At 53.2% G+C, this 13,710-nt stretch carries 14 protein-coding genes; 6 read left to right on the forward strand and 8 right to left on the reverse strand.

The window, feature by feature from the left end; genetic code table 11:
• Nucleotides 1-12: 12 nt before the first annotated feature.
• Nucleotides 13-96, forward strand: a complete 84-nt coding sequence (gene yohP, locus ACMGGS_RS21460) for a small membrane protein YohP (RefSeq protein WP_176919193.1) — start codon at nt 13-15, stop codon at nt 94-96.
• 35 nt (nt 97-131) lie between these two features.
• Here yohP and dusC read toward each other — a convergent pair whose 3' ends face one another.
• Entirely contained in the window at nt 132-1,067 is a 936-nt protein-coding gene (dusC, locus tag ACMGGS_RS21465) for a tRNA dihydrouridine(16) synthase DusC (protein ID WP_414164301.1), read from the reverse strand.
• 348 nt (nt 1,068-1,415) lie between these two features.
• Here dusC and ACMGGS_RS21470 point away from each other — a divergent pair, with 348 nt between their 5' ends.
• The 4 genes from ACMGGS_RS21470 (at nt 1,416) to sanA (ending at nt 4,364) form a co-directional block, all read left to right on the forward strand.
• Nucleotides 1,416-1,814, forward strand: a complete 399-nt coding sequence (locus tag ACMGGS_RS21470) for a CidA/LrgA family protein (RefSeq protein ID WP_414164302.1) — start codon at nt 1,416-1,418, stop codon at nt 1,812-1,814.
• Nucleotides 1,811-2,506, forward strand: coding sequence for a CidB/LrgB family autolysis modulator (locus ACMGGS_RS21475; RefSeq protein ID WP_414164303.1), 696 nt, complete (start codon nt 1,811-1,813; stop codon nt 2,504-2,506). The genes ACMGGS_RS21470 and ACMGGS_RS21475 overlap by 4 nt, the downstream gene beginning before the upstream one ends.
• A 129-nt stretch (nt 2,507-2,635) precedes the next feature.
• The gene (gene cdd / locus ACMGGS_RS21480; protein ID WP_414164304.1) at nt 2,636-3,520 is read left to right on the forward strand and encodes a cytidine deaminase; all 885 of its coding nucleotides are present in this window, start codon (nt 2,636-2,638) and stop codon (nt 3,518-3,520) included.
• A gap of 124 nt (nt 3,521-3,644) precedes the next feature.
• Nucleotides 3,645-4,364: an outer membrane permeability protein SanA gene (gene sanA, locus ACMGGS_RS21485; RefSeq protein WP_176919045.1), complete on the forward strand. Its 720-nt coding sequence runs from the start codon at nt 3,645-3,647 to the stop codon at nt 4,362-4,364.
• 87 nt (nt 4,365-4,451) lie between these two features.
• On the opposite strand, the gene mglC is transcribed toward sanA, so the two are convergent.
• From mglC to ACMGGS_RS21520, 7 genes are all read right to left on the reverse strand, one after another.
• Nucleotides 4,452-5,462, reverse strand: coding sequence for a galactose/methyl galactoside ABC transporter permease MglC (gene mglC / locus ACMGGS_RS21490; protein ID WP_103674286.1), 1,011 nt, complete (start codon nt 5,460-5,462; stop codon nt 4,452-4,454).
• Between the two features lie 15 nt (nt 5,463-5,477).
• Entirely contained in the window at nt 5,478-6,998 is a 1,521-nt protein-coding gene (gene mglA / locus ACMGGS_RS21495; RefSeq protein ID WP_176919042.1) for a galactose/methyl galactoside ABC transporter ATP-binding protein MglA, read from the reverse strand.
• Nucleotides 6,999-7,130: 132 nt separating this feature from the next.
• Nucleotides 7,131-8,129: a galactose/glucose ABC transporter substrate-binding protein MglB gene (mglB, locus tag ACMGGS_RS21500; protein ID WP_276157534.1), complete on the reverse strand. Its 999-nt coding sequence runs from the start codon at nt 8,127-8,129 to the stop codon at nt 7,131-7,133.
• Between the two features lie 289 nt (nt 8,130-8,418).
• Nucleotides 8,419-9,444 (reverse strand): HTH-type transcriptional regulator GalS, encoded by a 1,026-nt coding sequence (gene galS / locus ACMGGS_RS21505; RefSeq protein ID WP_176919040.1) that lies wholly within the window; start codon nt 9,442-9,444, stop codon nt 8,419-8,421.
• 155 nt (nt 9,445-9,599) lie between these two features.
• Complete coding sequence (gene yeiB, locus ACMGGS_RS21510; RefSeq protein WP_176919039.1) at nt 9,600-10,757, reverse strand: DUF418 domain-containing protein YeiB; 1,158 nt, start codon at nt 10,755-10,757, stop codon at nt 9,600-9,602.
• Between the two features lie 27 nt (nt 10,758-10,784).
• Nucleotides 10,785-11,453: a GTP cyclohydrolase I FolE gene (folE, locus tag ACMGGS_RS21515; protein ID WP_176919038.1), complete on the reverse strand. Its 669-nt coding sequence runs from the start codon at nt 11,451-11,453 to the stop codon at nt 10,785-10,787.
• Nucleotides 11,454-11,569: 116 nt separating this feature from the next.
• A complete protein-coding gene (locus tag ACMGGS_RS21520; RefSeq protein WP_414164305.1) occupies nt 11,570-12,706 on the reverse strand; it encodes a YbfB/YjiJ family MFS transporter in 1,137 nt (378 codons plus the stop codon).
• A 137-nt stretch (nt 12,707-12,843) separates the two neighbouring features.
• Here ACMGGS_RS21520 and fghA point away from each other — a divergent pair, with 137 nt between their 5' ends.
• Entirely contained in the window at nt 12,844-13,680 is an 837-nt protein-coding gene (gene fghA, locus ACMGGS_RS21525; RefSeq protein ID WP_414166333.1) for an S-formylglutathione hydrolase, read from the forward strand.
• The last annotated feature ends 30 nt before the right edge of the window (nt 13,681-13,710 follow it).

The raw sequence follows: 13,710 nt of genomic DNA on the forward strand, positions 1-13,710 counted from the left end.
AAGGAATGCGCGATGAAAATTTTACTATGGGCGATTTTAGTTATTTTTCTGATTGGACTGTTGGTAGTAACAGGGGTGTTTAAGATGATTTTCTGATGGTTATCGCCCTCCTGTGTGGGGGCGATAGTTTTTCAGGACCAGTGTTCAATGACCCGCGCAATGGACGTTGAATCCTGAAACGTCCGAATGGCCGTAAATAGATCCAGCGCCTCATCATATTCTTTACGTAAATATCCCAGCCACTGTTTTATGCGAGCGACATGGTATAAGCCGGTGTCGTCCTGCTTTTCGAGGCGCGAATATTTCCGCAGCAGCTCAACCACCTCCGGCCAGGGCATACGCGGTTCGTTATATTTGACCACCCGGCTAAGGTTTGGCACATTTAGCGCCCCGCGACCGATCATCACGGCATCGCATCCGGTGGTCTGCAAACAGGCTTGTGCACTTTTCCAGTCCCAGATTTCACCGTTGGCGATCACCGGGATGGTCAGCCGCTGGCGGATGTCGCTGATCGCCTGCCAGTTAATCCGCTCCGCTTTATAGCCATCTTCTTTTGTGCGGCCATGCACCGCCAGCTCGGTTGCCCCGGCCTGCTGTACCGCATCGGCAATTTCAAACTGGCGATCGCCGCTATCCCAGCCAAGCCGGACTTTTACCGTCACAGGTAAATGCGCGGGCACTGCATCGCGCATCGCTTTGGCTCCCTGATAAATCAGTTCCGGATCTTTTAGTAGCGTTGCTCCGCCTCCGCTGCCGTTCACTGCTTTGGACGGACAGCCGCAGTTGAGGTCAACGCCATACGATCCCAGTTCAACGGCACGGGCCGCATTTTCTGCCAGCCAGTGTGGATACTGGCCCAGCAGTTGAATACGAACCAGGGTGCCAGACGAGGTGCGGCTCTGGTGATGCAGTTCCGGACACAGTTTATAGAACGATTTGACCGGCAGTAGCTGATCCACTACGCGCAAAAATTCGGTGATGCACAGATCGTAGTCGTTAACGTCGGTCAGTAGCTCTCGCACCAGCGAATCGAGCACGCCTTCCATCGGCGCGAGGAGTACACGCATATCTTTACCCGTAAAAAAAGAGGCGCTATGTTAGCGTCGCTGAGATTGATGACAAACCGTCCGTGGGTATCGTGGCGACCACCGGGTTGGACCTCCCTCCGGGAACCCAATCCCGGTATTTCCCCTGAGAGGCCGCGTTGTCAACACGTGGAGCGGCGCTATGTTAGCGTCTCTGCGCCAGGGATTAAAGCATCAGCCCGCTCCATGACAGGATTAACCGACCTGATTGGTTCGTTTGCCCGATGTTCCGTTTGTCTATCTCAGCTATGCTTCGAATTCATGATGTGATCGGTAGCACATTTTAGGCTTTAATTGTATGATGAATGCGTTTTCGTAAGGATTGATACCATGAGCAAAACCTTCACAATCATCTGGCAATACCTGCGTGCATTCGTTCTGATTTATGCCTGTTTATATGCCGGAATTTATATCGCTTCTCTGCTGCCAATAACCATCCCCGGCAGCATTATTGGCATGCTGATCCTCTTTTTTCTGCTGGCGCTGCAAATCCTGCCCGCAAAATGGGTCAATCCCGGTTGCTATGTGCTGATCCGTTATATGGCGCTGTTGTTTGTCCCCATTGGCGTTGGCGTGATGCAATACGTTGACGTTCTGCGGGCGCAGTTTGGTCCTGTAGTGGTCTCATGCGCTATCAGCACCCTGGTGGTTTTTCTGGTGGTAAGCTGGAGTTCACATCTGGTGCACGGTGAACGTAAAGTCATTGGTCAGAAGGATGTAAAAAAATGATGGCTTATATATGGTGGTCTTTGCCGCTGACGCTGGCCGTGTTTTTTGCGGCGCGTAAACTTGCCGCCCGTTTTAAGATGCCATTGCTTAACCCGTTGCTGGTCGCCATGGTCGTGATTATTCCCTTCTTACTGTTAACCGGCATTCCCTACGATCACTATTTTCAGGGCAGCAAAATCCTCAACGATCTTTTGCAGCCTGCTGTGGTCGCGCTGGCGTTTCCGCTGTATGAGCAGTTGCACCAGATCCGCGCCCGCTGGAAGTCAATTATTACTATCTGCTTTATCGGCAGCGTAGTGGCGATGGTGACGGGTACCAGCGTGGCGCTGCTGATGGGCGCAACGCCGGAAATCGCCGCGTCTGTTCTGCCGAAATCGGTTACGACGCCCATCGCGATGGCCGTTGGCGGTAGCATTGGCGGTATCCCGGCCATCAGCGCGGTTTGTGTGATTTTTGTCGGTATTCTTGGCGCGGTGTTCGGTCACACCTTACTCAATATTATGGGTATTCGGACTAAAGCTGCACGCGGGCTGGCAATGGGCACCGCCTCGCACGCCCTTGGGACGGCGCGTTGTGCGGAGCTGGATTATCAGGAAGGCGCGTTTAGTTCTCTGGCGCTGGTGATTTGCGGCATTATTACCTCGCTTATTGCCCCGTTCCTGTTCCCGCTGATTCTGGCAGTGATGGGGTAAAATTTGCGATACGTCGCGCAATTTTCGTTTTTATTGCAACCGTTGCACACATAATGGGATCTGCGTCACGTTACAAATCTTCTGACGCCTCGTAAACTACGATCCCATTACATTGTTACGAGGCACCCCATGCATCAACGTTTTCAATCTGCTCTCCTGCAGCTTCCGGGTGAGATGCAATCGGCGCTGGCACCTTTGCTGGAAGATGAGCATTTTCCTGCCATGCTGAGCGCAGGGCAGGTCTCATCGTTACTGAAAGCGACGGGAATGGACGAAGACGCGCTGGCCTTCGCCCTCCTGCCGCTTGCCGCCGCCTGCGCCCGCGCCGATCTTTCCAGCTTTAACGTCGGTGCCATTGCGCGTGGCGTCAGCGGCACCTGGTATTTTGGCGCGAATATGGAATTTCACGGCGCGACGATGCAGCAAACGGTGCATGCCGAACAAAGTGCGATCACCCACGCCTGGCTGCGGGGCGAAAAATCCCTCCGAGCCATTACCGTGAACTACACCCCTTGCGGTCACTGCCGCCAGTTTATGAATGAACTGAACAGCGGACTGGATATCAATATCCATTTACCGGGCCGCCCGGCGCATACTCTGGGCCACTATCTGCCTGATGCGTTCGGTCCAAAAGACCTGAACATTAAAACCCTGCTGATGGACGAGCAGGATCAGGGTTATACCGTGCAGGGCGATGCGCTGACGCAGGCCGCCATCTGTGCCGCTAACCGCAGCCATGCGCCCTACAGTAAAGCTCCGTCCGGCGTTGCGCTTGAGTGCAGAGATGGCACCATTTTCACCGGGAGCTACGCGGAAAACGCCGCTTTCAACCCTTCCCTGCCGCCGCTACAGGGCGCCCTGAATCTGCTGAGTCTGCACGGTTACGATTATCCGGATATTCAGCGAGCCATTCTGGCGGAGCGTGACGATGGCGCGTTGATTCAGTGGCAAGCCACCAGCGCAACGCTCAACGCGCTGGGCTGTCAGAATATTGAACGCGTCTGTCTTGCCTGACAGCCAATGCGGGCTTTCGGGTCCGCATTGATGAAAATCCCTTCAGTTGAGCGTCCGTTTCTTGCGCTTGCTTCACGGGTAAAGTAGCCTGAATGAAATTTTCACCTCCGCCGGGTCTGGGTCCATGTTGAAGCGTTTGTTATACAGTGTGTTGGTCCTGATCGGCTTACTGCTGTTAACGGTGCTTGGCCTCGACCGGTGGATGAGCTGGAAAACCGCTCCCTATATTTATGATGAGCTTCAGGACCTCCCCTGGCGGCAGGTCGGCGTGGTCCTTGGCACGGCAAAATATTACCGCACCGGGGTAATTAATCAGTATTACCGCTACCGGATCCAGGGTGCGCTCAACGCTTACAATAGCGGGAAGGTCAATTACCTGTTGCTGAGTGGCGACAACGCCCAGCAAAGCTACAACGAACCGGTCACGATGCGTAAAGATCTGATTGCCGCAGGCGTTGACCCTGCGGATATCGTGCTGGACTACGCGGGTTTTCGCACGCTCGATTCCATCGTCCGCACCCGAAAAGTCTTTGATACCAACGATTTCATCATTATCACCCAGCGTTTTCACTGCGAGCGCGCGCTGTTTATTGCCCTGCATATGGGCATCCAGGCGCAGTGCTACGCCGTCCCCTCGCCAAAAGATATGTGGAACGTTCGAGTACGTGAATTTGGTGCCCGCTTCAGCGCGCTGGCCGACCTCTATATTTTCAAACGCGAGCCGCGTTTTTTAGGCCCGCTGATCCCTATCCCCTCCCGCCATGAAATCCCGGAAGATACCCAGGGCTATCCGGCTGTTACTCCAGAGCAACTGCTGGAATTGCAGCCAAAAACGCGCAAATAGGCGTTGCGTAATATCAGGATTAGTATGCCACCAGCACAATAAAAAAGCCCGGCAAGCTTGCGCCGCCGGGCGTGTAGATATGGGGACTTATTTTTTACGCGCGTATTTTAGTGAATCCAGCGCCACGGCAAAGATAATAATGCCGCCCTTAATAATATACTGCCAGTAAGGGTTAACGCCGATGTAGGTCAGACCGTAGTTAATAACGGTGAAGATGATCACACCGGTCACCACGCCGAGGACAGTACCGACGCCGCCGCTGAAGGACACCCCACCCACCACGCAGGCCGCAATCGCATCCAGTTCATACATAAAGCCGAGGTTGTTGGTCGCCGAGCCGATACGCCCCGCTTCCAGCATCCCACCGAACGCGTAGAACACGCCGGAGAGCGCATAGATCATCAGCAGGTTCAGCGCAACGTTAACACCAGAGACTTTCGCTGCTTCCGGGTTGCCGCCGATAGCAAAAATGTTTTTACCGAAGCGGGTTTTATTCCACAGGATCCAGACGAACGCCACGGCGATCAGCGCGTAAAAGGTAATGTAGGAGAGGCGGAAACTGCCCAGCGCCACAAAGCCTTGCGTAAAGGTAGAGAAGCCGCTGTCGAAACCGGAAATCGGTGATGCGCCCACGAAATCGTAATACAGGGAGTTAATCCCGTAGACGATAATCATGGTACCTAGGGTGGTAATAAACGGCGTGACGTTCAGGTAAGCGATAATAATACCGTTCACCAGACCAATCACCGCGCCAATGGCGCAAACAATCAGGATCACCACGAAAATCGGCATGGTTGCCATTTCCGGGAATACCTTATTGGCGTTTTCCATCGACTGCAATAACGTTGCCGCTACCACCGCGGCCAGACCGACCTGACGACCAGCGGAAAGGTCAGTACCCTGAGTGACGATAAGACCTGCCACGCCCAGCGCGATAATAATACGCACCGAGGACTGGGTAAGAATGTTACTCAGGTTCAGCAGACTTAAGAACGTAGGATCCTGGAAAATAATAATAGCCAGTAAGACTAAAAGAACGACGTAAATACCGCCCTCTTTCAGATAAGTGAGAAAGCTTTTTTTATTTAACGCACTCATGAGGAGCCCCTGATCTTAAAGGTGCAAAGACGCAAGACGGAGTATTTCGTTTTGCGTGGTGGTTTTAGTGTCAACAATTCCGGAAACGAGACCATTGCTCATCACCAGGATACGGTCAGTGATCCCCAGCAATTCAGGCATTTCAGAAGAGATAATAATAATCCCCTTGCCTTTCTTCGCCAGCTCCGCGATCAGCTGATAGATTTCGAATTTTGCACCGACGTCAATGCCGCGCGTCGGTTCGTCGAGCATCAGGATCTCCGGCTGGGTTAGCAGCCAGCGTCCAATGACCACCTTCTGCTGATTGCCCCCGGAGAGCGAGCCAATTTGCGTGCGATGTCCCGGCGTTTTAACGCGCATAGCGTCAATAACCCACTGGGTATCGCTTTTCATACGCGAATTATCCAGCAGCCCGACTTTGTTCTTGTAATTTTGAATATTCGAAATCAGCGAGTTAAAACCAATATCCAGATAGGCATAAATACCGGTTGAACGCCGCTCTTCCGTTACCAGCGCAAAGCCATGGTTAATGGCCTCGTTGGCAGTATGATTATTTATTTTTTTGCCGTGCAGGGTAATCGTACCGCCTGATTTTTCACGGATACCAAATAGCGTTTCGACAATATCGGTACGCTTCGCGCCCACCAGGCCCGCAATACCGAGGATTTCTCCTTTATGCAGATCGAAGGAGATATCGCGAATCGACGGCTGGCGCAGAGAAGTCAGGTTACGAACTTCCAGGATCACTTCGCCCGGCGAATTTTCACGATGGGGGAAACGTTGGTTGAGAGAACGGCCCACCATCATGGCAATGATTTTGTCCATGTCCAGCCCTTCCAGCGGCTGAGTGGCAATCCACTGGCCGTCACGGAGGATGGTGATCTCATCGCACAACTGGAATATCTCTTCCATTTTATGCGAGATATAGACGATGCCGCAGCCGCGCTCTTTCAGTTTACGGATAATGGTAAAAAGGTGGCCGACCTCTTTTTCCGTTAACGAAGAGGTCGGCTCATCCATAATGACGATTTTGGCGTCATAGGAGAACGCTTTGGCGATTTCAATCATCTGCATTTGCGAAACGGATAACGTACCGACGCGCGCCCGCGGATCGATATTAATATCCAGTTCGTCAAAAATGGCTTTAGTGTCGCGGTACATTTTGTCCTGATCGACAAACATACCTTTGGTGGGATAACGTCCCAGCCACATATTGTCCATCACGGAACGTTGCAATACCAGGTTCAGCTCCTGGTGCACCATTGAGATACCGTTTTCCAGCGCCTCTTTTGCCGAGTGGAAGTCAATCTCTTTGCCCTGAAAAATAATACTCCCGGAATCTTTCTGATAGATCCCGAACAGACATTTTAATAATGTTGATTTACCCGCACCGTTCTCCCCCATTAATGCATGAATAGAGTGAGGACGAACTTTTAAATTAACATTATCGAGTGCCTTAACGCCGGGAAATGACTTGTTGATATTGCTCATTTCCAACAAGAATTCGCCTGACGACTCTGTGTTATTGCTGACCATAGCTATACCTGGCTGCGATAGTGTTGTTCCCGCTGTGTATCGTGGCGCGCACGTAACGCCCCCCGAATGAGTCAGGATATTTCTTTGTCGTTATTAATTGGGCGCACTTACGTGCGCCCAAAGTTAAAAAACTTATTTATTGGTAAATTGAGACAGGTTGTCTTTATCCACGCCGACATACGGGATGCGGACGATTTTGTTTTCAATTTTCCAGTCAGTACCGTCAGCCGCACCTTTACCATCGGCGAGGTTTTTCGCCAGATCGAACGTGGCTTTTGCCTGGTTGTTGGCGTCGTTCAGTACAGTACCGGCCAGCGCGCCAGATTTAACCAGCGCCAGCGCTTCTGGCAGAGCATCGACGCCGAATACCGGCAGGCTGCTCTTATTGTGGGCTTTCAGCGCTTCTACTGCGCCCATTGCCATCGCGTCGTTATTGGCAATAACGACTTCAATTTTGTTAGCGTTCGGGCCGGAGAGCCAGGCATCCATCTTATCTTTTGCCTGAGCGGTATCCCACATGGCGGTATCTAACGCCAGCTGCTGCGTTTTGATGCCTTTATCATTTAATTCTTTAATCACGTAAGAGGTACGCGCTTCAGCATCCGGATGACCTGGTTCGCCTTTCAGCAGTACAAACTGGATCTGACCGTCTTTATTCAGATCCCAGCCCTGGTTTGCCGCCCAGTGTTTAGCGATCAGATCGCCCTGGATGATACCGGATTCTTTGGAATCCGTGCCGACGTAATACGCTTTGTCATAGCTGTCCAGCGCTTTACGGGAAGGTTCTTTGTTAAAGAAAACAATCGGCACGTTTTGTCCGCGCGCTTTTTCAATCACGGTGCCAGCTGCTGCCGGGTCAACGAGATTGATAGCCAGCGCTTTCACGCCTTTCGCCAGCAGTACGTCAATCTGGTCGTTTTGTTTGGACTGGTCATTCTGCGAGTCATTCATCAGCAGTTGAACGCCCGATGCGTCTTTCGCATCTTTCTCAATTGCTTTACGCACGACAGACATAAAGTTATCGTCGTACTTATAAATCGTCACGCCAATACGGGTATCAGCAGCGTGAGCAGCCGCACCAAATAACATGCTTGCCATCACGGCAGACAGGGTAAGCACCTTCTTATTCATGGTATCTCCGGTTTTTGTTATGCAGGGTAGTACGGGTGAATAACTCTGGCAGGCAGCGCCTTAAGGAGGATTACTGCATGCCGAATTCACTTTTAAAGTTCTGCCTTCCGTTTTCGGTAATGCTCCAGTAATGCGCTTTATTATTTGTTTCAGGCCCGGTTGCTATGGGTAGTGTAGTCACTCACTGTTACATAGTGTTTCAGCCTTGCAAACGATGTCATCATAGCTATCACGTTGTTAAGATACTGTGAATTTACTCACAAATTGAAAACGGTTACATCATGGAATTCTATAAGTTAGTGATCGGCCCCACAGTTTGTCGCTGGGCAACGGAATGCCGCCTCACCAGCGTGGGCATAAAGCAATGAGTCGCGTTGCGATCCAGCTTACCCGCAGCTCCCAACAGCGCCAGCTCGGTGGCGAGTTTCGCCATGGAGGCGATAGGATAGCGCACCGTCGTCAGTTGCGGATCGGTGTAACGGGCCAGCGGAATATCATCGAAAGCAATGAGTGAAAGGTTTTGCGGCACGGCAATGCCGTTATCTTTCAGCGCCGTCAACGCTCCTGCCGCCATGCTGTCGTTATAGGCAAACACCGCCGTCAGCCCGGAGTTGCGTCCCAGCAGTTCGACCATTGCTGCTTCACCGCCCTGTAAATCCGGCGATCCCACACCGACCCAGCTCTCAGGCGGGACAATATCCTGCTCCTGAAGCGCACGCAGCCAGCCCTCTTTGCGCATATCATCATCTTCGATACTGTGGCTTGAGCCGAGATAACCAATGCGTTGATGACCATGATTAAGCAGCATTTTGGTTGCCATCTGCGCCCCGCTGACATTATCAAGGCAAACGCAGCGATGTGCGAAGCCCGGGACAAGGCGATTGATTAATACCATGCCGGGAATATGTTGCAGGAATTCGCTAAGCTCGCCGTCGCTCAGCGCTTTGGAATGCACGATTAACGCACTACAGCGCTGACGGATCAGCACTTCAATGGCGTTACGTTCTTTTTCGGCTTCATGATAACTGTTGCCGATCAGCAGATACTTCTGGTTTTGCTGGGCGACGATATCGACGGCTTTCACCAGCGCACCAAAGAACGCATCCGACACGTCCATGACCACCACACCAATGGTATCGCTCGCCTGCGTTGCCAGCGCCTGCGCATTGGCATTCGGCCGGTATCCAAGCGCTGAAACCGCACTCATTACCGCGTCCCGTGTTTCAGGGCTTACCAGTGCACTATTATTGAGTACCCTTGAAACGGTAGCCACGGAAACGCCCGCCTGACGGGCAACATCACGAATGGTGATCATTATCACCACCCTGTTGTAGATTGCAGCGACTCACGGCCACCCCCTGTGTTAAGGAAGGTGTCCATTCTGGCAGCGATAGAGAGACGACTACGTGAGAGAGGTCACACGAATGAAAACGGTTACATCCATTTTGTTAATGAATGTGATCCAGATCGTTATCTGGATGTACCTGATAATGATATCCCCGAAGCACGTGCGGTTAACTGCCGCCACAGCCATTCAACCGGCCCCTGGCGATAATAACGCAGCCAGATAACGGAAAAGAGGATGTTCACCAGCCAGACGGCGGGAACGAATGCCAGCAATTGCAGGCGGTTAAACTTCATGAAGAGATCACACTGCCAGAACAACGTGGTACAGATGAGCGTTTGCAGCAGATAGTTGCTGAGTGCCATACGTCCCACCTGTGCAACAGCGCCCACCAGCCGAAAACGACAAAGCTGCGGCCAGAAGCCGTATGCCAGTGAGGCATAGCCGATAGCCTGGAACGGCGCGCTGAGTTCACGCGGCGCCTGTAAAAAGAAAGCACACCAGCGATAATCCCACCCCACATACCACTGAGCAATCATCCCCGGCACGTTAATAATGATGCCAGTTGCAACTAAAAGCCCCCCAATGCGGCGATAGTGCGACAGGCTAAACTGCCCTTTCAGCCAGCCGCTGCGCATCAGGGCTGCGCCAATTAGCATCATGCCGGCCAGCTGCCAGCCGTACTGCGCGCCGAGGGCCAGCAGATTATTCGACAGCATATCCAGACGGTTGCTCATCGCGTCGGTTCCGCCCTGAAGCCGCCAGAAATGCTCATACTGGAGGTTAGCAATATCCGGCACCCAGGCACGCGGATTCCCCGCGCCGGAAATTTTCCCCAGCAGCAGCAAAATACCGATACCCATCAGATAGAGCACAACGCCGGTATTAAAGAGATTTTTGCCGTGTGAGGCATCGCGGATCATGCGCCAGCAAATCAATCCCACCAGCGCATAGGCCAGCAGAATATCACCTTCCCAAAAAAACAGGACGTGCAGAAAACCGAGCAGCGCCAGCAGCGTCAAACGCGACTGGATCCAGCGCTTACCGCGCCCCAGCAGGATCTGAAGCCCGGCACCGAATAGCAACGCAAAGAGGGTCAGGAATTTGACCTGGGCAAACAGGTCGAGCACCGCCCATGTCCAGGTATCGGCGCGGGTGATGTCGCCATACCAGGCGGGGTTGAGATAGGCCGCCTTCGGTAAACCGAAGGCGGTAATATTCAGCAGCAAAATACCGAGGATGGCCACGCCACGCACAAAATCCAGCGTAATGTTTCGTTCCATGGTTCCTCTTATGCCTGATGAACGCGATTAGCTGCGATGCCGCACCGCGCGCAGAAACTCCTGGCGTGTATTCTGACTCGACTTAAACAGGCCGCCCAGGGAAGTCGTCGTGGTGGCGCTGGTGGCGTCACGAATGCCGCGCGCTTTGACACAATAATGCACCGCATCAATAGATACCGCTACATTATTTGTTCCCAGCAACGTCTGGAGGGCGGTCAGGATCTGCTGCGTCAAACGCTCCTGAACCTGAGGACGCTGGGCAAAGAACTGCACGATACGGTTAATTTTGGATAAGCCAATCACCGACTCTTTCGGGATATAGGCCACCGTTGCCTGACCGTCGATAGTGACAAAATGATGCTCACAGGTGCTGGTCAGGGTAATGTCGCGCACGGTCACCATTTCGTCGACCTTCATTTTGTTTTCAATGACGGTGATTTTTGGGAAGTTGGCGTAATCCAGTCCCGAGAAAATTTCATCGACATACATTTTGGCGATACGGTGCGGCGTTTCCATCAAACTGTCATCGCTCAGGTCGAGATTTAACAGCTGCATAATTTCGCTCATGTGTCCGGAAATCAGGCGCTTTCTGGTTTCGTTGTCCATTTCGCGCACCGGTGGGCGCAAAGGCGTTTCCAGCCCACGCGCAACCAGCGCTTCATGAACAAGTGCAGCTTCTTTACTGAGTAATGACATCGTTATATTTCTCCCGCAGGTGTGGCTGCCTTTGCCTTGATTGAACAAAGTGCGTACTTATTGTGCGTGAGGTAGCGCACATAATCCAGTATTCAGGACGATAATTATTGCAATTGTTACTGCCTTTGACTATGCGGCTTCCATACCAGCAGTCCGGCGACCAATAACGTCACGCCAGCCACGCCCAGCGCAGGCTCCAGACGGTGCGTCAGCCAGGTCGACAGGGCCGACGTCACCGGCCCGAGTAATTGCCCGACGGCATAGACGGTGGTCAGCAGCCCCGCCATATAGCGGATATGGTTGGGAGCCAGCTCGCGACCATATTGCAATGAAAGCTGAAGCGCACAGAGGAAACCACCACCCACCAGCACCGCGCCCAGCACCAGGCCGCTCATGCCGGGAACCAGCCAGGCGGCCAGCACCCCAATCGCCTGTAACCACAGAACGATTGCCAGCCGCTGATAGCTGTGCCCGGTTTTACGGGTGAGAATGCTGAGCACGATACCGACGATGGCCGCCGCACCGAACATGGGCCAGACAAACTGAGCAAAAAGACTGCCGGGGAAACGCAGCGCCGCCATCTGCGACAAAAAAGTAGCTGGAAGAATATAGCCGAATCCGGCAAGGGCGTAACTCCAGACCAGCCGCTGCAAATCAGGCGTTAACTGCAACGGCTCAGGGATCGTGCCACTACGGTGAAGTGCCCCCGGTCGCGGCAAATAGCGGGCAATAAAAGCAATCAGCACCAGCGCCAGTACGCCATACACCAGCCAGGCATCAGCGGCACTTAATGCTTTTGCCTGAATGGCTACCGCCAGCAGACCGCTAATCGCAATCCCGCCGCCGGGACCGGCAAATACCGCCGCACTCAGGCTGGCATGCCCCGAACGGGAAAGCTGTTCATTGGTCCAGCCCGCCGTCATGACCATCGCCCAGCCGCTCATCGCGCCAATAACGAAACGCAGCGCACCGTGTGTCAGCGCGTTATCCGCCAGTGAAGAGAGAAACGTCAATGCCACTACGCCAAAAATACCGAGCCAGAGACGTATTTCAACGTGACGATGTGCACGCATGGCATCCCACGCGCCGAGCAGGTAGCCGAGATAATTTACCGCAGCCACCAGACCTGCACTGGTCAGTGTAAGCTGTCCGTCGGCGATCATTAGCGGCACCTGAGGCGTGAAAGCAAAACGCCCTATTCCCATTGCCACGACCAGCACGATAAAACCGCTGAACGCGATCCGCAGCGCCATGCTCACCTCAGTTGTTAATGTAAAGTTATGTTTATGATGCAATATGTGTGGGTAATGGGGAAGTGAAAATTACTCACTGCGCATGAATCGCCTGTATGATGTTAAATCGTTTTTACATCATCACCCAGGGAGCCAAAATGGAACTGCTCGAAGAACATCGCTGTTTTGAAGGCTGGCAGCAACGCTGGCGGCACGACTCCGCTACGCTGAACTGTGCAATGACGTTTAGTATTTTTTTACCCCCTCCACGGGACGCTACCCCACCCCCGGTGCTGTACTGGCTGTCAGGGTTAACCTGCAATGACGAGAATTTTACCACCAAAGCCGGGGCGCAGCGGGTTGCCGCTGAACTGGGCATCGTGCTGGTGATGGCGGATACCAGCCCGCGGGGTGATGACGTGGCCGACGATGAAGGCTACGATCTGGGTAAAGGTGCAGGATTTTACCTTAACGCCACGGAACAGCCCTGGGCGTCACACTACCGGATGTATGACTATCTGCGCGATGAACTGCCTGCGCTGATTCAGGATAAATTTAGCGTCAGCGAACGCTGCGCGATTAGCGGTCACTCAATGGGCGGGCACGGCGCGCTGATCATGGCGCTGAAAAACCCCGGCAAATACACCAGCGCATCGGCATTCGCGCCAATTGTTAATCCGCTCAACGTACCGTGGGGGCAAAAAGCCTTCAGAGCCTATTTAGGGGAAAATCGCGCCGCCTGGCAGGAATGGGATAGCTGTGCGCTAATGCAGGCCGCCGGACAAGCGTCGCAGATCCCATTGCTTATTGACCAGGGCGACAGCGACCAGTTCCTTGCTGACCAGCTCCAGCCCGCTCGCCTTGAGGAAATCGCCAGGCAAAGCAACTGGCCGCTGACGCTGCGCAGCCAGCCGGGGTACGATCATAGCTATTATTTTATCGCCTCATTTATTGAGGATCATTTACGCTTCCACGCGCAGCATTTGCTGAAATAAAAAAAGCCCGGCAAAAAGGTTGCCGGGCTT

It is taken from the genome of Superficieibacter sp. BNK-5, assembly GCF_047456055.1.
Taxonomy (GTDB): domain Bacteria; phylum Pseudomonadota; class Gammaproteobacteria; order Enterobacterales; family Enterobacteriaceae; genus Superficieibacter.

Coding starts and splice junctions, on each gene's coding strand:
- yohP (WP_176919193.1), top strand. CDS start 13: ATGAAAATTTTACTATGGGCGATTTTAGTTATTTTTCTGATTGGACTG.
- dusC (WP_414164301.1), bottom strand. CDS start 1,067: ATGCGTGTACTCCTCGCGCCGATGGAAGGCGTGCTCGATTCGCTGGTG.
- ACMGGS_RS21470 (WP_414164302.1), top strand. CDS start 1,416: ATGAGCAAAACCTTCACAATCATCTGGCAATACCTGCGTGCATTCGTT.
- ACMGGS_RS21475 (WP_414164303.1), top strand. CDS start 1,811: ATGATGGCTTATATATGGTGGTCTTTGCCGCTGACGCTGGCCGTGTTT.
- cdd (WP_414164304.1), top strand. CDS start 2,636: ATGCATCAACGTTTTCAATCTGCTCTCCTGCAGCTTCCGGGTGAGATG.
- sanA (WP_176919045.1), top strand. CDS start 3,645: ATGTTGAAGCGTTTGTTATACAGTGTGTTGGTCCTGATCGGCTTACTG.
- mglC (WP_103674286.1), bottom strand. CDS start 5,462: ATGAGTGCGTTAAATAAAAAAAGCTTTCTCACTTATCTGAAAGAGGGC.
- mglA (WP_176919042.1), bottom strand. CDS start 6,998: ATGGTCAGCAATAACACAGAGTCGTCAGGCGAATTCTTGTTGGAAATG.
- mglB (WP_276157534.1), bottom strand. CDS start 8,129: ATGAATAAGAAGGTGCTTACCCTGTCTGCCGTGATGGCAAGCATGTTA.
- galS (WP_176919040.1), bottom strand. CDS start 9,444: ATGATCACCATTCGTGATGTTGCCCGTCAGGCGGGCGTTTCCGTGGCT.
- yeiB (WP_176919039.1), bottom strand. CDS start 10,757: ATGGAACGAAACATTACGCTGGATTTTGTGCGTGGCGTGGCCATCCTC.
- folE (WP_176919038.1), bottom strand. CDS start 11,453: ATGTCATTACTCAGTAAAGAAGCTGCACTTGTTCATGAAGCGCTGGTT.
- ACMGGS_RS21520 (WP_414164305.1), bottom strand. CDS start 12,706: ATGGCGCTGCGGATCGCGTTCAGCGGTTTTATCGTGCTGGTCGTGGCA.
- fghA (WP_414166333.1), top strand. CDS start 12,844: ATGGAACTGCTCGAAGAACATCGCTGTTTTGAAGGCTGGCAGCAACGC.